The sequence below is a fragment of the Microbulbifer variabilis genome (assembly GCF_020524905.1).
GTDB lineage: Bacteria > Pseudomonadota > Gammaproteobacteria > Pseudomonadales > Cellvibrionaceae > Microbulbifer > Microbulbifer variabilis_A.
Window position 1 is genome coordinate 396123 of the sequence record NZ_JAIVKI010000002.1, and the last position, 23395, is coordinate 419517.

At 55.1% G+C, this 23395-nt stretch carries 22 protein-coding genes; 8 read left to right on the forward strand and 14 right to left on the reverse strand.

The window, feature by feature from the left end; translation table 11 throughout:
- Positions 1–177: 177 nt before the first annotated feature.
- Positions 178–1062: an NAD-dependent epimerase/dehydratase family protein gene (locus LC073_RS04720; RefSeq protein WP_226644099.1), complete on the forward strand. Its 885-nt coding sequence runs from the start codon at positions 178–180 to the stop codon at positions 1060–1062.
- 94 nt (positions 1063–1156) lie between these two features.
- Here LC073_RS04720 and LC073_RS04725 read toward each other — a convergent pair whose 3' ends face one another.
- The 9 genes from LC073_RS04725 to LC073_RS04765 form a co-directional block, all read right to left on the reverse strand.
- Positions 1157–1540 carry a RidA family protein gene (locus tag LC073_RS04725; protein ID WP_226644102.1) on the reverse strand — a complete coding sequence of 128 codons (384 nt, stop codon included), beginning with the start codon at positions 1538–1540 and terminating at the stop codon, positions 1157–1159.
- Between the two features lie 142 nt (positions 1541–1682).
- Positions 1683–3800 carry a bifunctional GTP diphosphokinase/guanosine-3',5'-bis pyrophosphate 3'-pyrophosphohydrolase gene (gene spoT, locus LC073_RS04730; RefSeq protein ID WP_226644103.1) on the reverse strand — a complete coding sequence of 706 codons (2118 nt, stop codon included), beginning with the start codon at positions 3798–3800 and terminating at the stop codon, positions 1683–1685.
- Between the two features lie 55 nt (positions 3801–3855).
- Positions 3856–4119 carry a DNA-directed RNA polymerase subunit omega gene (rpoZ, locus tag LC073_RS04735; protein WP_226644105.1) on the reverse strand — a complete coding sequence of 88 codons (264 nt, stop codon included), beginning with the start codon at positions 4117–4119 and terminating at the stop codon, positions 3856–3858.
- Between the two features lie 100 nt (positions 4120–4219).
- The gene (gmk, locus tag LC073_RS04740) at positions 4220–4840 is read right to left on the reverse strand and encodes a guanylate kinase (protein WP_226644107.1); all 621 of its coding nucleotides are present in this window, start codon (positions 4838–4840) and stop codon (positions 4220–4222) included.
- 247 nt (positions 4841–5087) lie between these two features.
- Positions 5088–6332 carry a sterol desaturase family protein gene (locus LC073_RS04745; RefSeq protein WP_226644110.1) on the reverse strand — a complete coding sequence of 415 codons (1245 nt, stop codon included), beginning with the start codon at positions 6330–6332 and terminating at the stop codon, positions 5088–5090.
- Positions 6333–6611: 279 nt separating this feature from the next.
- Positions 6612–8009 (reverse strand): S8 family serine peptidase, encoded by a 1398-nt coding sequence (locus LC073_RS04750; protein ID WP_226644113.1) that lies wholly within the window; start codon positions 8007–8009, stop codon positions 6612–6614.
- 354 nt (positions 8010–8363) lie between these two features.
- The gene (locus LC073_RS04755; RefSeq protein ID WP_226644115.1) at positions 8364–10118 is read right to left on the reverse strand and encodes a S8 family peptidase; all 1755 of its coding nucleotides are present in this window, start codon (positions 10116–10118) and stop codon (positions 8364–8366) included.
- A 673-nt stretch (positions 10119–10791) separates the two neighbouring features.
- Entirely contained in the window at positions 10792–11364 is a 573-nt protein-coding gene (locus tag LC073_RS04760) for a rhomboid family intramembrane serine protease (RefSeq protein ID WP_226644118.1), read from the reverse strand.
- 105 nt (positions 11365–11469) lie between these two features.
- Positions 11470–12357, reverse strand: coding sequence for a YicC/YloC family endoribonuclease (locus LC073_RS04765; protein WP_226644120.1), 888 nt, complete (start codon positions 12355–12357; stop codon positions 11470–11472).
- A gap of 109 nt (positions 12358–12466) precedes the next feature.
- Here LC073_RS04765 and rph point away from each other — a divergent pair, with 109 nt between their 5' ends.
- Positions 12467–13186 (forward strand): ribonuclease PH, encoded by a 720-nt coding sequence (gene rph, locus LC073_RS04770; protein ID WP_226644123.1) that lies wholly within the window; start codon positions 12467–12469, stop codon positions 13184–13186.
- 78 nt (positions 13187–13264) lie between these two features.
- Here rph and LC073_RS04775 read toward each other — a convergent pair whose 3' ends face one another.
- Positions 13265–14032 carry an exodeoxyribonuclease III gene (locus LC073_RS04775; protein ID WP_226644126.1) on the reverse strand — a complete coding sequence of 256 codons (768 nt, stop codon included), beginning with the start codon at positions 14030–14032 and terminating at the stop codon, positions 13265–13267.
- A 114-nt stretch (positions 14033–14146) separates the two neighbouring features.
- Between LC073_RS04775 and pyrE the strand changes: the two genes are divergently transcribed.
- Positions 14147–14797: an orotate phosphoribosyltransferase gene (gene pyrE / locus LC073_RS04780; RefSeq protein ID WP_226644129.1), complete on the forward strand. Its 651-nt coding sequence runs from the start codon at positions 14147–14149 to the stop codon at positions 14795–14797.
- Between the two features lie 50 nt (positions 14798–14847).
- Positions 14848–15447: a hypothetical protein gene (locus LC073_RS04785; RefSeq protein WP_226644132.1), complete on the forward strand. Its 600-nt coding sequence runs from the start codon at positions 14848–14850 to the stop codon at positions 15445–15447.
- Positions 15448–15543: 96 nt separating this feature from the next.
- Here the strand turns inward: LC073_RS04785 and slmA are convergent, their stop codons facing one another.
- The 4 genes from slmA to coaBC all read right to left on the reverse strand — a co-directional run bounded on the left by slmA (position 15544) and on the right by coaBC (position 20978).
- Positions 15544–16152 carry a nucleoid occlusion factor SlmA gene (gene slmA, locus LC073_RS04790; RefSeq protein WP_152455863.1) on the reverse strand — a complete coding sequence of 203 codons (609 nt, stop codon included), beginning with the start codon at positions 16150–16152 and terminating at the stop codon, positions 15544–15546.
- Between the two features lie 142 nt (positions 16153–16294).
- Entirely contained in the window at positions 16295–17197 is a 903-nt protein-coding gene (argB, locus tag LC073_RS04795; protein WP_226644135.1) for an acetylglutamate kinase, read from the reverse strand.
- Positions 17198–17353: 156 nt separating this feature from the next.
- Entirely contained in the window at positions 17354–19747 is a 2394-nt protein-coding gene (locus tag LC073_RS04800) for a phosphomannomutase/phosphoglucomutase (RefSeq protein ID WP_226644138.1), read from the reverse strand.
- A 22-nt stretch (positions 19748–19769) separates the two neighbouring features.
- Positions 19770–20978: a bifunctional phosphopantothenoylcysteine decarboxylase/phosphopantothenate--cysteine ligase CoaBC gene (gene coaBC, locus LC073_RS04805; RefSeq protein WP_226644141.1), complete on the reverse strand. Its 1209-nt coding sequence runs from the start codon at positions 20976–20978 to the stop codon at positions 19770–19772.
- Between the two features lie 150 nt (positions 20979–21128).
- Between coaBC and radC the strand changes: the two genes are divergently transcribed.
- From radC to mutM, 4 genes are all read left to right on the forward strand, one after another.
- The gene (radC, locus tag LC073_RS04810; protein WP_226644144.1) at positions 21129–21803 is read left to right on the forward strand and encodes a RadC family protein; all 675 of its coding nucleotides are present in this window, start codon (positions 21129–21131) and stop codon (positions 21801–21803) included.
- A gap of 227 nt (positions 21804–22030) precedes the next feature.
- Complete coding sequence (gene rpmB, locus LC073_RS04815; protein ID WP_226644147.1) at positions 22031–22267, forward strand: 50S ribosomal protein L28; 237 nt, start codon at positions 22031–22033, stop codon at positions 22265–22267.
- Between the two features lie 36 nt (positions 22268–22303).
- Positions 22304–22459 (forward strand): 50S ribosomal protein L33, encoded by a 156-nt coding sequence (rpmG, locus tag LC073_RS04820; RefSeq protein ID WP_020413983.1) that lies wholly within the window; start codon positions 22304–22306, stop codon positions 22457–22459.
- Positions 22460–22544: 85 nt separating this feature from the next.
- On the forward strand, positions 22545–23360 hold the full coding sequence (gene mutM / locus LC073_RS04825) for a bifunctional DNA-formamidopyrimidine glycosylase/DNA-(apurinic or apyrimidinic site) lyase (RefSeq protein WP_226644150.1): 816 nt from the start codon (positions 22545–22547) through the stop codon (positions 23358–23360).
- The last annotated feature ends 35 nt before the right edge of the window (positions 23361–23395 follow it).

The window sequence follows — 23395 nt, forward strand, 5'->3', positions numbered from 1 at the left end:
ATTCAAGGATGGTAAAGCCGCAATCGTTTGCGGATTATTTTTGGCGTACCGCATAAATGGCCAGAGAAAAAGGCTAGGGGTTCCCCAGGTAGGGTTTCTCCAGCGGGACGCAACAGCACAATATCAAGGGAATATGGCAATCGACGCTGTCCCAGACGCCCGATTGCCGGGAACTATATGACACAAAAAGAGAAGCTTTGGATCCTTGGGTGTGGCGACCTCGGGGCGCGTCTTGCGCTCAATATAGACCGCAAGCAATACAGCGTATACGGCATGCGGCGCAATCCACTTGTAGCCCTGGCGAGTAAGCGACGTGCAGATGCGGTCAATTGGCGCCGGGGGGATGCCACCAAGGTGGGGGATATCGAACGCCTTCTGGCGGATGGTGCCGATATTATCCTCGCTACATTTACCCCGGATGAACATACCCCAGGCGGTTATCAGCGCGCTTATGTCGAGACGGCTCGGGCGCTGAGCGAGGCTATTCCGCGCCTGCCAAAACCGCCGCGCATGGTGATTTGGGCGTCGTCCACCCGCGTGTATGGTCAGAGCGGCGATGATTTTCTCGATGAGCAGACACTCCCTGTGCCCAGCGGTTTTCAGGGGGAGGCACTGCTCGCGGCGGAGGATATTATTCATTCGGCGATACCGGGTGCCTGCATTGTACGTTTTGCCGGCATCTATGGCCCCGGTCGCGATCGCCTGCTCTCCCAAGTACGTGCCGGTCGCTGTGCCCCACCCCAGCCTCCTCAGTTCAGTAACCGCATTCATGTGGATGACTGCATTGGCTTTTTGCTGCACTTGGTTGAAAGGCATAAGCAGGGGTGGAAGCCGGAGCCACTGTATATTGGTGCTGACAGCAAGCCGGTGCCCATGTATGAGCTGCAGCAATGGCTGGTGAAGGCAATGGGCTATACCAGTGCCCATCTGCGTGAGATTGTTCAGACCAGTGAGCGCCGCTCGAAGAAGCTCAGTAACCAGCGCATGCTCGCCAGTGGCTATCAGCTTAAATATCCTGATTACAAAGTGGGCTACGGTGCATTATTGGAAGCGGAAGGCTAGTAGAAAGCTAAGAGTGGGAAATCTAGCTGAGAGAAAGTTAGAGTGTGAATGAGCCGGGCGTGTGCCCGGCCCTACAGTATGATGCTCTTCTGGGTTAGGGCACCATCACTCCTTCGGCTTCAAATTGCGCCCCAAGAGGCAGCTCTTTAACCACCACGGTGGCACGCGCCGGGTATGGCTCCTGGAAAAATTCTGTCATCACCTCATTTACCGCGGCAAAGTTGCTGCTGTCGGTGATGTAGAGGTTGAGCTTCACAATATGCTGAAGCGAGCCATCCGAGGCTTCACACACTGCCCCCAGGTTGCGGAAAACCTGGCGCGCCTCATCGACAAAACTGCCGGAAACCATTTCCTGGGTTTTGGGGTCCAGTCCTATCTGCCCAGACAGGTACACAGTATCGTTGACCTTTACCGCCTGGGAATAGGTGCCGGCTGCTTTGGGAGCCTTGTCTGTCTTGATAATCGCGCGGTTGGGCATTGGGCACTCCATTACTTATTGCTATTTGCAGAAAGCGGGTAAATATAGCGCGCTTTAATGGTGAATGGCAGCGACGCTATAGGCCTAGAAAAGTAAAAAACTTGTCGCTGTGATGCGATAACAATTATATCGCCAAGATACCTCAGGGACGTGAGATGCGAATTACAGATGGCAGATTGCGCAGCCTTTTCATGACCCTCGCCAGATGAACACGGCCGCTTACTTCCAGAGTGAGAGAAATCACGCTGTTGTGGGCGTCCTTCTCGTCCACATTGATCTGCTCGATACTGGCGCCTTCTTCGGTAATACGTGTGGCCAGGCGCGCGATAATGCCGCGCTCAGACTCCACCTCCACCCGCACATCGCCGAGGAACTCCCCGCGTACATCTGGAGACCAGTTAACTGGCATCAGGTTTTCCGGGTGTTCACGGAATTCGTTGGTATTGCGGCAGGTATCCCGGTGTACCACCACGCCTTTGCCTGAGCTGATATGGCCGATAATGGTATCCCCCGGAATTGGCCGGCAGCAGCGTGCAAAACTGATCATCATGCCCTCCTGGGCGTCGATGGTCAGTGGTGAGGATATGTTGCTCGCTTCTGCCTCTTCACTGTGGGCGGGAGCCAACAGTTTGGCTGCGGAGAAGGCTACCTTGTTGCCGAGGCCTATTTCCTCTAGCAGCTTCTCTAGGGTGGGGCACTTGGCTTCCTGTAATCCCTGTTCCAGTTGCTCAGGTGCCAGCTCCTCGAGGCGGGTATTAAATTTACCCAGGGCCTTTTCGAGCAGGCGTCGCCCCAGAGCGATGGAGTCGTGGTGGCGCTGGTGTTTGAGAAAGTGACGAATGGCACTGCGGGCCTTGGCGGTTACAACAAAATTGAGCCAGTTCGGATTTGGCTGGGCGTTTTTGCGGGTGAGAATCTCCACCTTCTGTCCACTGGCTAGCGGCTGAGACAGGGGCGCCAAGCGCTGGTTGATACGCACCGCCACACAGGAATTGCCGATATCCGTATGCACCGAGTAGGCGAAATCCACCGCAGTGGCACCGGCGGGCAGGTCGATAATCTGTCCTTTGGGGGTGAATACATAGACCTCGTCGGGGAAGAGATCTATTTTGACGTTCTCGATAAATTCCAGGGAGTCACCGGCGCGCTGTTGCATTTCCAACAGGCCCTGCACCCAGCGGCGTGCACGCACCTGGCTGGTGCCGCCGGTGTTGATCACTTCATCACCAGAGGCTTTATACAGCCAGTGGGCGGCGATGCCGCTGTTGGCCATCTCGTCCATTTCCTTGGTGCGAATTTGCACCTCAATGGGTACACCATGCATGCCCAATAGAACAGTGTGCAGGGACTGATATCCATTGGATTTGGGGATGGCAACATAATCCTTGAATTCGGAGATGACCGGCTTATACAGGCTGTGCATCACGCCCAGCACCCGATAGCAGGTGTCCACACTGTCCACGATAATGCGGAAAGCATAGACATCCATAATCTCCTTAAAGGATTTCTTCTTGGCGCGCATCTTTTGGTAGATGCTGAACAGGTGTTTCTCGCGGCCGATCACCAGGGAGCTTATCCCCTCCCGCTGCAGGCGTAACTCTATGGCGTTCTGAATTTGCTCCAGTAATTCCTTGCGATTGCCGCGCGCGGCTACCAGAGCGGCACGCAGTCGACTCGCGCGCAGTGGGTGGATCGCAAAAAAGGATCGGTCTTCAAATTCGATACGCACATCGTTCATCCCCAGGCGATGGGCAATGGGTGCGTAGATTTCCAGGGTTTCGCGGGCAATGCGATGACGCTTTTGCGGCTTGAGAGCGCCGAGGGTGCGCATATTATGCAGGCGGTCGGCCAGTTTGACCAAAATCACGCGGATATCGCGCGCCATGGCCAGGGCCATTTTCTGGAAGTTTTCCGCCTGCTTTTCCGCAGCGCTGTCCGTTTCAAACTGGGTCAGCTTGGATACGCCATCGACAATATCGGCAACTTCGCTACCAAACTGCTCTACCAGAGCGGCTTTGGGGATGCCGGTGTCTTCGATCACATCGTGGAGCATGGCCGCCGCGAGGCTCTCGTGATCCATATGCATGCCGGCGAGAATCGTGGCCACCGCCAGAGGGTGAGTCACGTAGGGCTCGCCGGAACGGCGCTGCTGACCGTCGTGTGCCTGTTCCGCGTAGAAATAGGCGCGACGGACTATCTGAATTTGCTCGGGAGGCAGATATGAGGAGAGGCGGTGGGCCAGACTATCGATGGTGTGCAATGCCGCGCGCGCCTCTCATATCTCTCATAAAACTCTGGGTCAGAACAGATCGAAATCAGATTTCCTGGTCGGATAGGTAAGCCGGGGCGGCCATGGGCGCCGGGGCCACTTCGCGGTCAGGCTGATCGAGAATACTCGCATCTACCAGGCCTTCTTCGATTTCGCGTAAGGCGATAACGGTGGGCTTGTCGTTCTCTTCTGGAACCATCGGATCGTGTCCGCCAGTAGCGATCTGGCGGGCGCGCTTGCTACCCACGATAACGAGTTCGAAGCGGTTGTCGACGTGCTCCAGGCAATCTTCAACGGTGATACGTGCCATAAACTTTCGGTTCCATTCACTGTGCCCAGAAGGGCGAATTCTGTTCGGGGGGCCGGTTATTTTACCGGACCGCGGAGTGTACGCAATTCGATCAACCGGCTCAATGGCGCAGCAGTGCCTGCAACAGATCACCGTGGCGGTTCTGTTGTTGCGTCAGGCGTTGGCGCTGGGCGGTGAAGATGGAGCGAAGCTCTACCAGGGCCTGCTCGAAATCGTCGTTGATCACCAAGTAGTCGGCTTCTACATAGTGGGTCATCTCATCGATCGCCTGATCCATACGGCGCTCGATAACACTTTCGTCATCCTGGCCGCGGCCGGTGAGGCGCTCGCGCAGAGCCTCTTGGGAGGGCGGCAAAATAAAAATACCAACGGTTTCCGAGTGCAGCCGGCGTACCTGGGCGGCGCCCTGCCAATCGATTTCCAGGATTACATCGCGACCGCTGGCGAGAATTTCTTCGATACTGCCCTTGGAAGTACCGTAGTAATTATCACCGTATACCTGGGCGTGCTCGAAGAAAGCATCTTGCTCGAGCATTGCCAGAAACTCCTCGCGCGACACGAAATGGTAGTCGACACCGTTGACCTCACCGGGGCGCATAGGCCGGGTGGTGTGAGAAATAGAAACGGTGACCTGGCTGTCGCTATCCACCAACGCTTTGACGAGGCTGGTTTTCCCAGCACCGGAGGGGGCGGAAACGGTATAGAGGGTTCCTGTTTGCACAACTGATCCTGTTCGGGGGCAAAGCGCGCATTATAACCGAAGCCGTTACCCGAGCGGTGACCGACAGTTGCGGAATCCCAAGGGGAAGGGCAGGGAGGAAAAGGCTAAACCCCGGCCGGAGTTGGGGGGTAAGTGTTGGGAGTTTCAGGAGGCGCTACAAACTGCCTCCCGAGCCCGGCCGGGATCGCCCAGCGGGAGATTGCTCGATCACCACCAACATCCTGCAATCGAGGTTCACTCCTGGTTGCTAATCGCAAACGACAGCGACTGTATCCTCTTTGCCAGTGATTGCCAACCACCCCCAGGCCAGAGCGCTGAGTGCGATATAAGCGCTAAAAACTGGGACAAATTGTGCATTTAATAATGGCAGTACCCCACAGTAGAGTACCAGGCGCAGAGGCTCCAGGTATTTTGTCAGGGGATGGTTGTCGAGAATGCGTCCATTGACCACCAGGCCAAAAACCAACAGGGCCACTGCGGCGAGCAGTGAGGAAATTCCCAGGCTCTGGTAGAACCAGAGCAATCCCAGGGTGGCGGCGGAATAGCACAGGTGCTGGATCAGCGCATAGTTGCGCCGGCCACGGCGGATCTTTGGGTCGTAACGCTGAAAACGTGCCAGATCGGTGGAGGGCACTGGCAAGGCCGCTTCGGCATCGGCGGGACGGTAGCCGGTGGGGCGGAACCAAAGGGTAAATTTGTCCCACCAGTTTTTTGTATACCAGGCGTCCTGAGCCATGCGTTTTAGATGCTGCAAATTGGCTGCCAGCGGATCGAAAGTATTTAGGGGTTTACGCACACCATAAATACAGGGCTCCTCCTCCAGCTCCTCTTGGTAAGTGCCGAAAAGGCGGTCCCACAAGATCAAAATGCCGCCGTAATTTTTGTCCACATAAACTTTGTTTTGCGCATGGTGTACGCGGTGGTTGGAAGGGGTGATCAGCAGCCATTCCATCCAGCGGATTTTGGGAAACTTCTGGGTGTGTACCCAGAACTGGTAAATCAGGTCGATGGCGCCTGCCGTGATCACCATCTCCGCCGGCAAGCCAATAAACAGTAGGGGTAAATAGAATACCCAATCCAATTGCAGACCACCGCTGGACTGGCGCAGGGCTGTGGTGAGGTTGTAGTCCTCACTTTGGTGGTGCACCAAGTGTTCTGCCCAGAACACGTTGACCTCGTGGCAGATGCGGTGCTTCCAATAATAACAAAAGTCGTAGGCGAGCACGGCTAGTGCCAGGTGCCACCCGTTGCTCATGGACCAGTTAAAGCCGACTGCCTGGTAGTAGGGCTCTAGCAGCTGGAACAGTGGGATATAAATTACCAAAAACAGGCTCTTGTAGGTAAGACCCAGGATGCGGCTGAGGATACCCGTACTCAGGTTTCCCAGAGCATCGTTGAGGCGATAAAGCCCCCATCCTTTCCAGCGGTCCAGGGCGAGTTCTGTAAGCACGGCGATCAGGAAAAAGGGGATGGCGAAGGTAATCAGATTCACGGTGACCTCTTATTGTTATTGCTACCAACCGTATCGTTGGACTTTGCCACACCGGGCCAGAGGTAAAAATATCCACAGGGGCTGAATTCCGAAATCCGTCAGTGTTTCCAGTCGGATTCGAGTGATTACTGATTGGTAAGCGATTTAATACGGCGGCTTTGAGGTGGCGGCAGTAAGGTGCGGGACAGGACTCAGGAATGAATTCTGGAACGAAGTATGAAATGGACAGTGGAGTGGAAACTGAAGCGGCCTGTACGACCGCTCCAGCGAAAAGGCCTTTTATTGAAGACTGGCTGCTTCTACCGCGGCAGCGGCATCGACAATACCGGAGCCACAGCGGGAACAGCTTGCCGGGAAGCTGCGCGCGGTACTGGTGATAATCGATTTCACTTCATCCGGGGTCACATCGGGGTTCACTGAATAGATCAGAGCTGCAGTGCCGGCTACATGGGGTGTGGCCATACTGGTGCCCGGGTAGTAAGCATAGGCATCGGTACCAGCGAATGTGCTGCCGCTGTTGAGGGTGGAGAGTACGCCATCGCTGCTGACTACGTTGATCTCACCACCCGGTGCAGCCACATCGACCACACTGCCGTAGTTAGAGTAGTAGGCGCGGCCACCGGAGCGGTCAGTGGCGGCGACGGTAATGACTCCAGAACAGCTTGCGGGTGAATAACGGCGAGCATTCCGTGCCGAGTTACCCGCAGCAACCACGACGGTGGCGCCAAGGCTGCGTGCGGTATTAATGGCATTCTGTGTCGTGGTGTCGCAACGGCCACTGCCACCCAGGCTCAGGTTCAAAACTTGCGCTGGATTTTGGTTATTCGGCACGCCGCTGACGGAACCACCGGCGCTCCAGATAATGCCGTCGGCGATATCCGAGGTGTAGCCACCGCAGCGGCCGAGCACTCGTACAGGGACAATTTTTGCTTTGTAGGCGACACCGGCGACACCCATATTGTTGTTGGTGACCGCCGCTATGGTGCCGGCCACATGGGTGCCGTGCCAGCTGCTGTCCATTTCCGGGTAGCTCGGATCGCCGCAGTGAGTGTCGGTATACCAGTCACCGGGATCGGTGGCATCGCTATCGCGCCCATCACCATCGACAGAGACGTCAGTGTCGGAAATCATGTCGTAGCCTGGCAGGATATTTGCGACCAGATCTGCGTGGGGCAGATAACCGGTATCGATAACCGCGACCACCACACCCTCACCCTGGGCGCTGTCCCAGGCTGCTGGCAGGTTGAGACCGCCGGTGGATTCGAAGTAGTGCCACTGGTCGTAGTAGCTGGGATCGTTGGGTACGGCCATGGCCTTCATCATCAGATCCGGCTCCACATATTCAACATCCGGGTCTTGCCTTAGGCGGCTGATGATAGCTTCAAGCTCCGCCTTATTTTTACGACCTTCCAGGCGCATCACCTGTGCACCAGTAGCCATGCGGCGCAGGTGGCGCATCTTGTGGCCGGCACGACGGGAGGCCTTTTCCATTGTTTCCAGGCTCAGGTTGGCAGCCTGCCCTACTTTGGCCCCCTGCTTGTATTTCACGATAATGCGATCGGTGATTTGAGCGCTACTTGGTTCCTCCATTTGGGCGGCGAAAGGGCTCGCGCAAAGCAGTGAAAATAGGCTGGCCAGTGTGGATTTTTGCAGTAGGTTTTTCAGTGGTGTTTTCATTATTGTTATCTCTCCGTGATGGTTGTTGCCCCAGTCAGTATTTTGCTGACATGGATATAAATCCCGGTGCACCGCTATTGATTGGGCTGCGTAAGGCGAGGCACCGTTAACTAACAGGCAAAATATGTGCCCGAAAAAAGTGCATTAAGGCGTTCTGTCGATATTGCTGACAAAGATGGGGATTGGTGCAAGGTTACAGAGGTGCGGCCCTCTTCCTAAGAGGTGGAGAACTCCTAACCTTTGTTATTTGCCTTGCACCATTTGAGGGAGGTATTTCGGCTTGCTATTGCTAAATTGCACCAAAATACCTCCTTTTAAAGGCCGACAATTTATAGATCCGGCCAGAGGGTGCTCTTAAGGGGTTGTTTCGGCCTTCAGGGTAACGCCACTGTAGGAGTCATAACCATAAACGCTGACATACCAGGTACCGGAATCTGGATTACTGATGGTGCAGGTCTCTTCATTACCCCACAGGTAGGGGCGGCAATCATACCTGCGCAGAGTCGGGTAGTTGGCGTGGCGCACATAAAGATCGACTTCACCATTGCCACCGGACATCTCTATATTCAGGCTTGAGGTGCCCGCAGCAACTTCGATAGTGAAGTCTTTCCAGCTGCCGGAGCTGCCGGATAGGTTGGTTTCTGTCCAGCTGACGCCACTGTCATTGCCGTTGTCGCCGCCGTCTCCATTACCGTCACCATCGCTACCGCCGCTCGCCATAGCAACTGCTGCTGCCGCATCGACGATACCGGCACCACAGCCACTGCATGAGGACGGGAAGCTGCGTGCTGTGCTGGTAAGGATTGACAAGACATCGTCCGGGCTCAGGTTGGGGTTCACCGAATAGAGCAGCGCGACAGCGCCGGCAACATGAGGTGCGGCCATACTGGTGCCCTGCATGTAAACGTAGCTGTCGCTACCCGGATCGGTGGCACCGCTATTGTGAGTGGAGAGAATGCCATCGGGGTCGTTAGCAAAGCTCTGCGCGCCCCCCGGTGCCGCAACATCCACCACGCTACCGTAATTGGAAAAGTAAGAGCGACCACCGTCTCGGTTGATCGACGCAATGGTAATTACCCCATCGCAGCTGGCGGGAGAATATTGACTGGCATTACTGGAGTCATTACCGGCGGCGACCACGACGGTAGCCCCGAGGCCGCGCGCGGTGTTAATAGCGGCTTGCGTGGTGGTGTCACAGCTGCCGCCACCACCGAGGCTTAGATTAAGTACCTGGGCGGGGTTGGGGTTGGTCGGCAAGCCGCTGACAGAGCCACCGGCGCCCCAGATGATGCCGTCGGCAATATCCGAGGTATAGCCACCGCAGCGGCCGAGTACACGCACAGGGACGATCTTGGCTTTGTAGGCGATACCGGCGATACCCATATTGTTGTTGGTGACCCCGGCGATGGTGCCGGCTACATGGGTACCATGCCAGCTGCTATCGCTTTCCGAGGGAATGCTCGGATCATCGCCACAGGCTTTATCGGCAAACCAGTCGCCCGGATCAGTGGCGTCGCTATCGCGGCCGTCGCCGTCCACAGATACGAAGGTGTCGGAAATCATGTCGTAGCCCGGCAGAATGTTGTCCACCAGGTCGGGGTGCGGCCGGTAGCCGGTATCGAGTACCGCGACAACTGCTCCCTCACCTTGGGTAACATCCCAGGCTGCTGGCAGATTCAGGCCACCGGTGGACTCAAAATAGTGCCATTGATTGAGGTAACTGGGGTCATTGGGCACGGCCATTGCGTGCATCATCAGGTCCGGTTCGGCGTATTCAACATCCGGGTCCTGTTTCAGGCGGTTGATGATGGCGTTCATTTCCGCTCTGTTTTTGCGACCTTCCAGGCGCATTACCTGAGCGCCTGTGGCCATACGGCGAAGGTGACGCATTTTATGGCCTGCGCGACGGGAGGCCTTTTCCACAGTTTCCTTGGCCATACTGGCAGCACGACCAACTTTGGCACTTTCCTTGTATTTAACGATGATGCGATCCGTTAGCGGGGTGTTGTCAGCACTCTGAGCCAGGGCGGCGAAGGGCGCGGTGCACAGCAGTGTGAATACGCTTGCCAGAGCCGTCTTCTGCCGAAGGCTTTTTAATGGTGAATTCATTATTGTTATCTCTTCGATTTTGTTGTTTCTCGGCCACCAATAGGTCAGTTGGTGTGCCGTTCACTCCTGAAAAGAGCTCTCACTGACAGAAAAAAATCCGCCAACAGAGAGATCCAGATAGCCGCCTTATCAGGCTTTTGGCGGTTAAAAAGACCAAAAATAGTACCAAGGTTTCATTTTGATACAGGTATATAACGATTTTGAAATTATTGTCCTCAGTGAAGGAGCAGGGATTTAGGTGGCTTATGACGACAAATTTATAAGTTTTTGGAAAAAAGTCAGATAACGAGAACTTGGTCAATGTGAGGGTGTGTTGTAGTTCACGGGGGCTGGTCGATGAGAAATGACTAATAGCGTTTAGAAAAATTAATGTAAATTTTCGGTAAGACAGCAACTCACCTTATGCTTTTCCGAGGTGTTTGCAGAGGCGTTCGCAGAGAAGTTTGGTTGCTTCAGGATTTTTTCCAGAGCATGTTCGAATCGTCAGTGATGGCCCTGCCCTACCCTTGCGGTGATAATTTCTTATTGATCACCACCGCACTACTTTACTCAGCCCAAAACATCAATCGATGCTTTACCCAGGCTGTGATAGGGGTATTTGTTTTTGAGTGCAATCTGGGAATAGTTAACCGACTCCCTGCACATTGACTGTGAACATGCCATAGGCAAATCGTTAATTTTTAGAAGCTGCCTGTCGAGCCGTAATATAGTTGGGTGTGTGTGCCCACATTTTTGCAGCCATCAAGCCGAAAAGAAAACCAAACAGGTGCGACTCCCAGGAAATATACCTTCCTTGTGGCAGCACTCCAAAAATAAGCCCGCCATAAACCAACCCGACAAAGATCGATATCATTAATCGAAGGAATTGCTTACTGATAAACCCGGCCAGCAGTAAAAATCCAAAATAACCATAGATTACTGAGCTTGCACCGAGATGATTTCCCCCTCTGGCAAATAGCCAGACCGCAAGTCCGGTGGTAACAATTATTGTCAATGTCACCTTCAAATAGGTTTTCACTCCATATTGCAATAGCAAAAAACTGAAAACACAGAGGGTTACGATGTTTGACAGGAAGTGCCAAAAGCTTCCGTGTAACAATGGAGCGGAAAAAATATGAGGGAGATGGTTGATGGATCGAGGAATCAGGCCAAAATAGTTCAGCGACCGGCCGGTAAATAGATTAATAATTTCAATAGCGGTTAAAACTAAGAATATAGCCCCAACCCATTTTATATTGTTTTGCATAGTTAATACTGTTCAAAGTGCGGTGGGAAAGGGCAGAAAAAGGCTATTGCACCGCGATAATATGGGGCCTTTAACTTGGCTGCAGTTAAAAACCCCACAATTTCTTCACTCAATATTCTGCACTTGCTCACGCATCTGTTCGATTAATACTTTCAACTCTACCGCAGCCTGGGTGGTATCGGTAACCACGGACTTGGAAGACAGAGTATTGGCCTCGCGGTTAAATTCCTGCATAAGAAAATCCAGACGTCGGCCTATAGCGCCACCACCGGCAAGCACCCTGCGGGTTTCTGCGGTGTGGGCACTGAGACGGTCCAGCTCTTCGTCTACATCAGCTTTTTGAGCGAGCAGTACAATTTCCTGTTCCAGGCGCTCCTTGTCCAGTTCCACAGACAACTCTTCCAGGCGGCTGCGCAGTTTTTCCCGCTGTGCCTCTAAAATTTGTGGAAGTTGCTCGCGCACCAGGGCGACCTGCTCTTCAATACTTTTTAAACGGGCCTCGATAAATTTGGCCAGCTCTGCACCTTCGCGTTCACGATTTGCGCGCAGTTGTTCCAACGCTTCGCGAAATGCCTGCAAAATAGTGGCGGATTGCTGTTCGGTATCGGCTTCCGGTTCACTGATAACGCCGGGCCATTGGAGAATTTGCAGGGGATTGAGCGGCTGGGCCTCTTCGCCGCCGGTGACCTGTTTGGCAGCCTGAATCAGTGCCTGCGCCAGCGGCTGGTTAATTTCGAGCCCGCTCGTTTCCACATTGTTGGGTTTTACCGTAAGCGTGAGTTCCACTTTTCCGCGGGATAAACTTTTCCGCAAAATATCGCGTAGTTGAGCTTCTAAGGGGCGGGCGACCTCGGGCAGGCGAAAGTGCGGCTCCAAGTAGCGATGATTGACCGAGCGCAGCTCCCAAATGGCGTTTCCTGTAGCATAAGCGGCTTCGGCGCGGCCGAAGGCTGTCATGCTTCGCACTTTGTTCTGTTCCCGGTTATTGGCCATTGCTCGTCCCCTGCAGGCGTATTTATCGGCCCGGCATCATAGCACAGCGTTCGGATATCCATGTGGGGGTATATAATGCATGGCTTTCATTCATTGACTGAGGTGAGCTATGCAGCGTCCCAGTGGCCGCGCGGCGGCGCAATTGCGTCCGATAAAAATTACCCGAAACTACACCCGCCATGCCGAGGGCTCCGTGTTGGTAGAATTTGGCGACACAAAAGTTCTGTGTAACGCCTCAGTATCGAGTGAAGTGCCGCGCTTCCTGCGCGGTCAAGGCAGCGGCTGGATTACTGCGGAATACGGCATGCTGCCGCGCTCCACCGGTTCGCGTATGCCGCGCGAGGCTGCCAAGGGCAAGCAAAGCGGCCGCACTGTGGAAATCCAGCGTCTGATCGGCCGTTCCCTGCGTGCAGCGGTGGACCTGGAAAAACTCGGTGAGAACCAAATTACATTGGACTGCGATGTTATCCAGGCCGATGGTGGCACGCGCACGGCGGCGATTACCGGCGCCTGTGTGGCCTTGGTGGATGCTCTTCGGCACATGCAGCGGGAAAAAATCCTCACGGAGGACCCGTTGCTCAATCTGGTAGCGGCGGTTTCTGTGGGAATTTATGAAGGCGAGCCGGTTCTGGATCTGGACTATCCGGAGGACAGCGCGGCCGATACCGATATGAACCTGGTGATGGCGGCAGACGGCGGTATGATCGAAGTGCAGGGTACGGCGGAGGGTAAGCCTTTTTCCGAGAAAGAGTTCGCGCAGATGCTTGGTTTAGGCAAGGCGGGTATCGATGAATTGATCGAGCTGCAGCAGAAAGCCTTGGATGAGTGAGGTTTAGTTTTTTGCTGAGATGAGGCCGGTTCATTAAAGGACTCGGCTCTCTCCATCTTGAGCCGAGTCCTGTGCGATTTACACTTCCAGGTCGTAATCCATCATCAGCGGCAGGTGGCTGGAGAAATTGACATTCTTGTTAATTGCACCGTATTCGACACGGTTTTTCAATCCGTGCGATACGATTTGCATATCGGTGCGCCAGCCATCGCCCTCGCCCACGGTACCACTCGGCCACCAGGTAAATTCATCGGTGTCTTTGACTACGCGTCGGAAGGCGTCGACATAGCCAATTTCGTTGAAGAGTTGGTCCAGCCAGCGCTGTTCGTGACGCATAAAACCGGGGCTATCCTGGTGGTCCTGCCAGTTCTGCACATCGGCGCGGCGATGTGCCATGCCCCAATTACCGCAGAAAATAAAGTCGCGGCGCTTGCGGCTGATTTTATGCAGGTGCGCTTGCATATCGTCGAAAAACTGGACTTTCTTTTCCAGTGAAGTCTCGTCGGTGGCCACGGGTGCTAACAGCGAGCCGACGCTCAGGCGTTCAAAATCCGCCTGTAAATAGCGCCCGTACATATCCTCACCGTTGGCGAAACCCATGCCGAAAATAATGGCTTTGGGTTGGTTGCGCGTATAGATGGCCACGCCGTTTTCATGAGGCGTTCCCGAATCAAAGAAGTAGCTGTAATAGCCGTCGGGGTGGAATATGGGGTGGTCCAGCTCCGGCTCCAGAGAGCGCAGGTCCTGTAGGCAGATAATGTCTGCATCCTGCTCAGCTAACCAATCGTAGAGACCGCGTTGTGCGGCCTGATGAACGCCGTCTACAGACAAGCTCACTATTCGCATTATTAGCCCCTTACCAGCGGACTGTGTATCATTAGAAACATTATTTGCATGCCTATCCCCGGAAATGCTACGGGGAGGTCTCCCTTCACCTTAGCCAATAGTTAACAATTTTCCATGCAGCAATATCAGCGCAATTTTATCCAACTGGCCCTGGATCATCAGGTGTTGTGTTTTGGTGACTTCACTCTGAAATCAGGCCGTCAAAGTCCCTATTTTTTCAATGCCGGTCGCTTCCACACCGGTGCGGCATTGGCCGCACTGGGACAGGCTTACGCCGAGGCGATTATCGCTTCGGGAGTAGAGTTTGATGTCATTTTCGGACCGGCTTACAAGGGTATCCCGCTGGGTGCGGTGACTGCCGTGGCACTGGCGCAGAAAGGGGTCGATAAGCCTTTCTGCTACAACCGCAAAGAGGCCAAGGATCACGGCGAAGGCGGAACCTTAGTGGGTGCGCCGCTTAATGGCAAGGTTTTGATCATTGATGATGTGATTACGGCCGGTACTGCGGTGCGTGAAGTGATGCAGATCATCGAATCTCACGGTGCCGAAGCGGCCGGCGTGGTCATCGGTTTAAATCGTCAGGAAAAAGCCAGCGAGGATTGTGAATTCTCCGCTATTCAGCAGGTTGAGCAGCAGTTTAATATTCCGGTAATCAGCATTGTACAGCTGGATAATATAATCAGTTTCCTCGAGCAGGAGTCGCAAGACAGTGAAACCCTGCAAAAAATTGTGAATTACCGGCAACGTTACGGCGTAACGGGTTAATTAAAAGCCCGCTCGTTGTAGCGGGCCGCACCCATTTAGTGAGAAGAGCGTTGAGAATCGCCCCCATAGTACGTTTACTGGCCTCAATCACTTTGTTGTTTAGTGCTCTGGCGAATGCTGCCAGCGATGAACAGGTGCTTTATCGCTATACCGATGAGCAGGGCATCGTGGTGCTCAACGAAATGGTACCGCCGGAATACGTGGGCAAGGGCTACGAAATTCTCAACCTCTCCGGCCGTGTTATAGAAGTGGTTCCGCCACAGTTGAGTCCCGAGGAATTCGAGGCACAGCGCCGGCAGGAGGCACAGGAAGAGGCGGACCGCAAGCTGCTCAAGCGTTATAACAGCCTTGCGGATATTGAGAGTGCGCGCAAACGCAAACTGGCAATTGTCGAACAGGATATGGCGATAATGCACTCAAATATCACCAGTCTTATCCGCCAGATTACCCAGGAGGAAGCGCAGGCAGCGCGCACTCAGCGCGGCGGCCGCGATGTGGCTCCGGAGCTTCTACAGCGTATCGCCGATTTGCAAAAAGAAGTAGCGGTGTTGCGCGAGCGCCTCAAACGGCGCGATGAGGAGGCCAGCTCTATCGGTGAGGAGTTCGACAAAGCCGCGGCACGCTACGTAGAAATCACATCCAAATCCTGATCGAATTCGATCATTCAAGCATTTCCCCTGCGCTGACAGGCGCGTGCCCACTTACCGCTTATTTTTATTTTGCCGGTGCAGCAGACACACAGCCGGTTACCTGGCTGCAGCGACGGTCTCGCGGAAAAATCCGGAGGTCAGTACTGGCCACTGTTCGGCCCAATACTCGGTGGGCTTGCGTTTAAAGCCGCTGCGTACATATTGCACTATACGGCCCTCGGCACTGGCCAACAACAGGTTGGCGGCACCGCCCAGGGGGAGGGTTGGCCGCAGGTGTTCGCGCAGTTCCGCTTCACGCAGAATCTGTCGGATTTGGGTTTCCAGACGGTCGAACAACTGCAGTATGCGCCCGTGCAGGCGTTCGGTCTCGCCGGTCAATGCATCGCCGGTGAGCAAACGGGTGATACCCGGGTTGCGCTCACAAAATGCCAGGAGAAGGTGCAGGATTCTCTGGCATCGCTCCAGGGCAGAGGGCTCCTCCTGGAGGATCAGTGCGATACGACTGAAAATAGTCTCCTCGATAAACTCGATGAGACCCTCGAACATTTTCGACTTGCTGGGGAAGTGGCGGTATAGCGCCGCTTCAGAAAAGCCAACTTCCTTGGCCAGGGCTGCAGTTGTAATACGTGCGCCGGGACTGGCTTCCAGCATATGTGCCAGGGCTTCCAGAATTTGTTGACGCCGATTGATTTTTTCGCTGCTCATTGACTGCCTTTAGTCCACTTGGGGAGCGGACGGTGATTTTTGCTCTTGTCGCCTTCATATTGCGGCGGCGGAATCCTACCGATTCGTACGTCTGTCTTCAATTGCCAAGCGCTAATGCGCGACGGCTTATGTCTCACTATGGTTAATCAGTGTGATTGGTAATCAGCGTGCCGACGCCGGTATCGGTAAATATTTCCAGCAGCACCGCGTGGGGTACCCGTCCGTCGATAATATGAGCAGAAGTTACCCCGGCTTTTACCGCGTCGAGCGCACAGGTAATCTTCGGCAGCATGCCTCCGTGAATAGTCCCGTCTTCAATCAGTCCCTCCACTTGGGGTGTGGTCAGGCCGGTGAGCACGTCGCCCTGTTTATCTTGCAAGCCCGCCACATTGGTGAGCAGCATCAGCTTTTCTGCCTGCAGGCACTCGGCGATCTTGCCTGCGACCAGATCGGCATTGATATTGTAAGAAATGCCTTCTTTATCGACCCCGATAGGGGCGATGACCGGAATAAAGCCACCTTGGATCAGCATGTTGATCACGTCGGTATTGACCTTTTCCACTTCACCGACCTGGCCGATATCAATGATTTCAGAGGCGTGCAGGCCGGCACTCTCGTTTTTACGGCTAAGCTTACGGGCTTCGATTAACAAACCATCCTTACCTGTTACACCCACGGCGCGACCACCGTTTTGATTGATCAGGTTGACAATTTGCTTGTTGACCGTGCCCCCCAGTACCATTTCAACCACATCCATGGTTTCGCTATCGGTTACACGCATGCCATCAATAAAGCGGGATTGGATGTTGAGTTTACTCAATAGCAGGCCGATTTGCGGGCCGCCACCGTGCACCACCACCGGGTTCATACCTACCAGCTTCATTAGGATAATGTCGCGGGCAAAACTGTTTTGCAGTTCGTGATCCACCATGGCGTTACCGCCAAACTTCACCACTACAGTTTTATTAGTAAATTGCTGAATATAGGGCAGAGCCTCATTCAAAACCTGGGCGATGCGCAGGGCGGACTTCTTATCGAGAGACATGGTCATTCCTTTATGGTGGGATGCGATTGGATGGTTTTCCCCCGCCATCCAGTTGCCGCTGAAGATACTGCGCGGTTGAGAGTCATTTTTTGAATTAAAGCACCAACCGCGAGTTGGTTGCGGCACCAGCCTGTGCCGCACTGAAAAATAGGCGCGTTACTTGAGCAGCTCCCAGTTGGGCACAACAGCCGTGGGAGCAATTTTCTTTATCTGTGCCATGACTACTTTTCGAATACGTTCCAGGGCTTCTTTATTTTCGGCTTCGAAGCGCAGTGTCAAAGCGCTGGTGGTGTTGGAAGCGCGTACCAATCCCCAGCCATCGGAAAATTCGATGCGCAGACCATCGATAGTATTGATATCGGCATTGTCAAAATCGCCTTGCTCGCGCAGCTGCTTAATTAGAGAGAACTTTTCTTGTTCCTCTACGGGCAGCAATATTTCCGGGGTACTTTCCATTTGCGGCAGGGAGTCTAGGAGTTCATCTAAGCTCTGCTCGCGCAGGGCCATGATTTCTAGAAGACGCGCGGCTGCGTAAATACCATCGTCGAAACCAAACCAGCGATCCCGGATAAAAATATGGCCGGATAACTCACCACCGAGAACCGCCTTGGTTTCGAGCATTTTGTTTTTCATCGGCGCGTGGCCGGTTTTCCACATAACCGGGCGGCCGCCATACTGACTCACCAGCTGGGCCAGGGTGCGGCTGCTCTTCACGTCGAAGACGATCGTTTCCCCGGGGTTGCGTGCCAGAATATCCCGAGCTAGCAGCATCACCAGTTGATCGGCCCAGGCGATACGGCCGCTGCTGGATATCAGGGTGACGCGATCGCCATCGCCATCCAAAGCCACTCCCAGATCTGCACCAGTCTCCTCTACCTTTTTAATCAGAGCCTGAAGGTTTTCCGGACGCGAGGGATCGGGGGGATGGTTGGGGAAGTCCCCGTCCACTTCGCAAAATATCGGGGTTACGGCGCAGCCCAGCTGTTCGAACAGCCGTGGCGCCAGAACGGAAGTGGCGCCATTGCCCGCATCTACCACCAGGTGCGGCTGTCCGGCAAGGGCCACGTTGTTGAAGATCTCATCGATATACTTATCTTTAATATCCTGCTCGCGGTTGCTGCCTTCCCCACTTTTAAAAGGGCCCTGTTGCATAAGTCGGTGTAGGCCCTGCAGCTTCTCTTCGGACAGGGGGCGGCCCTTGAGTACGATTTTGAAGCCATTGTATTCGGCCGGGTTATGGCTCGCGGTTACCATAACGCCGCTGCTGGTGTTTTTGCCCTTGGCACAGGCGTAGTAAAGCAAGGGCGATGGGATCAAACCCAAATCGATACTGTTACAGCCGCTATCGAGGATGCCTTCCATCAGGCAGTTGCTGAGCAATGCACTACTGTTGCGGCCATCGCGGCCCACCAACAGAATCTGCTCACCGGCGTGCTGCGCCAGGGTTCCGAGCGCCCGTCCCAGCTGGTAGGCAAAGGGCTCATCGATTTCCTCACCGGCGATGCCGCGGATATCGTAGGCGCGAAAAACGTGTGGGGGAAACTCGCCGTTGATTGTGCGTGATGACTTGCTTGATGTGCCGGCTGACCTTTCCACAGAACAGTTGTTTGTACCCGCCTGTGGAGTTTCTGGTGGGATACTGGGCGCCGATGCCAGCCCCTGGGGCATGGGGTCTACCGCCAACTGGCTATGTTGCTGCAACTCAGCTGTTGGGCAATTTTCACTTTCACGCTTCCCGCTCTTTTGGCTGCGCTCCCAAGGTGCGCGACTGTCCCGTGGCAGGAAGCGTATCAGTAACAGCAGGGTGAGCAGTAGGCCCGCGCCAGCGGCGAGATAAATCCACAGTGTCGGCAGACTGTGCTGCTGAGTGAATGCATTGGAGGGGCTGAATTGCATCTGCAGGTAGCTATCCCGAATCGCTACAGAGTGGCTGAACCCACTGCCCTGCCCGCCGTGCCAGAGGGGTTGTGCAGCCGATTCGGGGAATTTTTGTATCAGTTGAATTTGCCCCTGGTTTTTATCGAGAGCCTCCAGGGATTCTTGCAGAACGGCAAAGGGCTGGCTGATCAGGATTTTTTGCTTGGCCAGGCTGATTGCACTGTGAAGTTCCAAGCTGTTGTCGGCACCGGTGCGCAGTATTTCCAGGGGTTGCCGGCTGTCTTGTCGAGTGCGCTTGAGCAGGTCCACCAGGGCGAAGTTCAGAGTCGGGTTATCGCCCGCGCCAACGCGGATCTGCGACTCAGAGAATGCCTGTACACGCGACTGTTCCGGTAGTTGTGTTGTTTTCAGCCGCTCCTCAAGGGGTTGTTCACTGTGTTTGATTTCCTGTAGCTGCTGGGCGCGCTGTTCCAGTAGTGCCTGTACACTCTGCGTGAAGGCTTCTCCCTGTACTTGGGCTGCTTTCTGTACTTGAGCGTGGTTGTAGGGGTTGATTATATGTTCGACGACTAAATAAGCCCCGCAGAGCCAGGCGACGGCCGCCAGCAGAGATGGTAGTAGCAGCCCCTTGTGTAATAGCGCTTCATCCTGATTCTTCTTGTTGGAAACCACTGATTTTCCTACCTGTAAACCTTTACTGCTGCGCTTTGGCGGCAATGATTTCTATTAATTGTCGTGCCAGGTCGGCCTTCAGAGCCTCGGGCAGTTGCGTACTGCCATGGCGATCTATCACTGTGACGGCATTGCGATCGCTGTTGAAGCCGGTGTCGCTGCCACTGACGTCATTGGCGACAATCATATCGAGGTTTTTACGCTGTAGTTTGTTCTGGGCGTACTGTTCGACCTGTTGGGTCTCTGCGGCAAAGCCCACAGTAAAGGGGCGTCGCTCGCTGCGTGCGGCGATACCGGCGACGATATCCGGGTTTTTGACCAGGGCGATAGCGCTCTCGTCGCAGCCTTCGTGTTTCTTGATTTTCTGTTCCGCCACTGAGGCGGGGCGAAAATCAGCGACGGCGGCAGCGCTGATAAAAATATCGCAGAGGTCTGCCGCGCGCTCGGCGGCATCTCGCATATCCCGCGCATCAACGACATCGATGCGTTTCACTTGTGCGGGGGTGGGCAGATTTACCGGCCCGGCGATAAGGGTTACCTCGGCGCCGGCTTTCTGGGCGGCTTCGGCCAGGGCGAAGCCCATCTTGCCGGAGCTGTGGTTACTTAGGTAGCGCACGGGATCCAGGGCCTCGCGGGTTGGGCCGGCGGTAATCGCCACGCGCTTGCCGCGCAGGCAGCCGCTGGCGCCGAGCTGGGACTCGGCCCGCAGGGCCAAATCGGCGGGCTCCAGCATGCGGCCGGGCCCCACGTCACCACAGGCCTGGCTGCCAGCCGCCGGTCCCCACAGCTGTACCCCGCGCTCAAGCAGGGTTTTGGCATTGGCAGCAGTGGCTGAGTGGCGCCACATGGCCTGATTCATGGCGGGAGCAAGAGCCACGGGCGCCTCGCTGGCGAGGCATAGGGTAGTGAGTAGGTCGTCGGCCATGCCGCAGGCCAGCTTTGCCATCACTTGGGCACTGGCGGGGGCAATCAGGATCAGATCGGCCCACTTGGCCAGCTCGATATGCCCCATGGCAGCCTCAGCCGCCGGGTCCAGCAAATCGGTGTGCACGGGGTTGCCGGATAGGGCCTGGAAGGTCAGGGGCTGCACAAACTCGCGCGCGCCGGCGCTCATCACCACCCTCACCTGGGCACCGCGATCTTTCAGGCGGCGTACCAGGTCGGCGCTCTTGTAGGCGGCAATACCGCCACTGATTCCCAAGAGTATGCGTTTTTCAGCCAGCGAGGACATAGATACAGTTTCCGAATATGTGCGAGCGGGTTAGATTAGCATTTCTGCGTCTGGACTTATAAGGCGCAGGATAGACGCGAAAATTGTGCCTGTGGTGAGTGGGGAGAGAATTCACAGAAAAAGACTGTCAGGGAAGGCGGGGAAACGACGATGAAGATCAAGGATTGGCCGGTAGCTGAGAGGCCCAGGGAGAAGTTGTTGGCGCGGGGTGCCGCGGCGCTGTCGGATGCCGAGCTGCTGGCCATTTTTTTACGGGTAGGGCTACCAGGCGTTTCCGCAGTGGATTTGGCGCGGGGCCTGCTGAGCGAGTTTGGCAGCTTGCGCGCCCTGTTGGAGGTCGATAGAGAGCAGTTTTGTCGCGCACGCGGGCTGGGGAACGCCAAGTTTGTGCAGCTGCAGGCGGCACTGGAAATGGCGCGACGTCACCTAGCAGAGACCATGAAGCAAGGTAGTGCATTGTGCAGCCCGGCTGCGGTGCGCGATTACCTGGCTATGCAGTTGCGCCACCGTCGCCGCGAGGTCTTTTGCTGTCTTTATTTGGATACTCAGCACCGCGTTATTAGCTTTGAGGAGCTGTTCGAGGGGACTTTGAATGCCGCTAGTGTCTATCCTCGCGAGGTGGTACAGGTGGCCTTGCAGCGGGGGGCGGCGGCAGTGATTCTGGCGCACAATCACCCCTCGGGAATCTGTGAGCCCAGCCAGGCGGATATCTGGATTACCGAGCGCTTGGTACAAGCCCTGGAGCTTGTGGATATCAAGGTGTTGGATCACCTGATTGTGGGCGAGGGCCAGGCTCTCTCCTTTGCTGAGCAGGGGCTGCTGTAGGGGCTTCCATAAAGAGGCCTTGATTGACACAGAAGTACTGTACAAAACTTGCTCCCTACGGGCTCTTTTGGTATAAAACGCCGCTCTTTGCGGCCGGGCCAGATTCTGCACAGGTTCCGCCGCCATCCAGGAACCGGATTAGAATCCCGATTTTTATGTTCCCGCACACCCTTTTCCTCTTCAGGATTGGAACCATGCGGGCACAAGCGTTTTGAAGAGGCCAACAGATGTCCAAGGTATGTCAGGTAACCGGTAAGCGTCCGGTAACCGGAAATAATGTATCCCACGCTAAGAACCGCACCAAGCGTCGCTTCGTGCCGAACCTGCACAGCCACCGTTTCTGGGTTGAGTCCGAGAAGCGTTTTGTGAAACTGCGTGTTTCCGCAAAAGGCATGCGCGTTATCGATAAGAAAGGTATCGACGCTGTCCTGACTGAGCTGCGCACCCGCGGCGAAAAAGTATAATTAGCTGTATCCAGCTAACTGATTGGAGATTGAGCAATGCGTGAGAAGATTCGTCTGAATTCCAGCGCTGGTACTGGCCACTTCTACACCACTACCAAGAACAAGCGCAACATGCCTGAGAAAATGGAGATCAAAAAGTACGATCCCGTTGTTCGCAAGCACGTTATGTACAAGGAAGGCAAAATCAAATAATTGCCCCGCGTACTCGCAAAAGAGCCCGGTTTTCGCCGGGCTTTTTTGTGTCCGGTTCCCGGCTAAAGCCGTCGTGAGATGAGAGATGCCCGAACTTCCTGAAGTAGAAACCACCTGCCGCGGCCTTGCCCCCCATCTGGAAGGGCAGCGGATTCGATCCGTTGTGGTGCGACAGCCCCGCCTGCGCTGGCCAGTGGACCCGGATTTTGCCAAGCACATCAAAAATGCCAATGTCCTGAAGCTGGAACGACGCGCCAAATACCTGTTGGTGCACACAGACAGGGGTTGTGCGATTTGGCATCTGGGGATGTCCGGTAGCCTGCGCCTGGTCGAGAGCGGCGAGCCTCCAGAAAAGCACGATCATGTCGACTGGCGACTCGATAGCGGACTGATTCTTCGCTACAGGGATCCGCGCCGGTTTGGCGCCCTTCTGTGGACTGCGGCAGACCCATTGGCTCATGATCTGCTCAGTCATCTGGGGCCGGAGCCTCTGTCGGAAGCCTTTAGTGGTGACTACCTGTTCTCCTCTTCCCGCAAGCGCAAACAGTCGGTGAAAACATTCATTATGGATGGGCGCATTGTGGTGGGGGTGGGAAATATTTATGCTAGTGAATCCCTATTCCTAGCCGGTATCCGCCCGAACCGTGAGGCTGGATCCATCTCCAAAGCTCGCTATTTACGCCTGGTGGAGGCGATCAAGCAGGTATTGAATCGTGCCATTGCCCAGGGTGGCACCACCCTGCGGGACTTTATCGGGGGTGATGGCAAGCCTGGTTATTTCGCCCAGGAGCTCAATGTCTACGGCCGCGCGGGAGCGCCCTGCCCCAGTTGTGGGAGTCCGGTGCGGGATATGGTTCTGGGCCAGCGCAGTACCTTCTTTTGCGCTCGCTGCCAGCGTTGAGACTGCCCACAGGTAGGGCGGTGGCGGGAATTTAC

Bases quoted from the DNA above. Each gene is read 5' to 3' on its own strand.
- LC073_RS04720 (WP_226644099.1), top strand. From the start codon at position 178: ATGACACAAAAAGAGAAGCTTTGGATCCTTGGGTGTGGCGACCTCGGG.
- LC073_RS04725 (WP_226644102.1), bottom strand. From the start codon at position 1,540: ATGCCCAACCGCGCGATTATCAAGACAGACAAGGCTCCCAAAGCAGCC.
- rpoZ (WP_226644105.1), bottom strand. From the start codon at position 4,119: ATGGCACGTATCACCGTTGAAGATTGCCTGGAGCACGTCGACAACCGC.
- LC073_RS04750 (WP_226644113.1), bottom strand. From the start codon at position 8,009: ATGAAAACACCACTGAAAAACCTACTGCAAAAATCCACACTGGCCAGC.
- LC073_RS04755 (WP_226644115.1), bottom strand. From the start codon at position 10,118: ATGAATTCACCATTAAAAAGCCTTCGGCAGAAGACGGCTCTGGCAAGC.
- LC073_RS04760 (WP_226644118.1), bottom strand. From the start codon at position 11,364: ATGCAAAACAATATAAAATGGGTTGGGGCTATATTCTTAGTTTTAACC.
- LC073_RS04765 (WP_226644120.1), bottom strand. From the start codon at position 12,357: ATGGCCAATAACCGGGAACAGAACAAAGTGCGAAGCATGACAGCCTTC.
- rph (WP_226644123.1), top strand. From the start codon at position 12,467: ATGCAGCGTCCCAGTGGCCGCGCGGCGGCGCAATTGCGTCCGATAAAA.
- LC073_RS04775 (WP_226644126.1), bottom strand. From the start codon at position 14,032: ATGCGAATAGTGAGCTTGTCTGTAGACGGCGTTCATCAGGCCGCACAA.
- pyrE (WP_226644129.1), top strand. From the start codon at position 14,147: ATGCAGCAATATCAGCGCAATTTTATCCAACTGGCCCTGGATCATCAG.
- slmA (WP_152455863.1), bottom strand. From the start codon at position 16,152: ATGAGCAGCGAAAAAATCAATCGGCGTCAACAAATTCTGGAAGCCCTG.
- argB (WP_226644135.1), bottom strand. From the start codon at position 17,197: ATGTCTCTCGATAAGAAGTCCGCCCTGCGCATCGCCCAGGTTTTGAAT.
- coaBC (WP_226644141.1), bottom strand. From the start codon at position 20,978: ATGTCCTCGCTGGCTGAAAAACGCATACTCTTGGGAATCAGTGGCGGT.
- radC (WP_226644144.1), top strand. From the start codon at position 21,129: ATGAAGATCAAGGATTGGCCGGTAGCTGAGAGGCCCAGGGAGAAGTTG.
- rpmB (WP_226644147.1), top strand. From the start codon at position 22,031: ATGTCCAAGGTATGTCAGGTAACCGGTAAGCGTCCGGTAACCGGAAAT.
- rpmG (WP_020413983.1), top strand. From the start codon at position 22,304: ATGCGTGAGAAGATTCGTCTGAATTCCAGCGCTGGTACTGGCCACTTC.
- mutM (WP_226644150.1), top strand. From the start codon at position 22,545: ATGCCCGAACTTCCTGAAGTAGAAACCACCTGCCGCGGCCTTGCCCCC.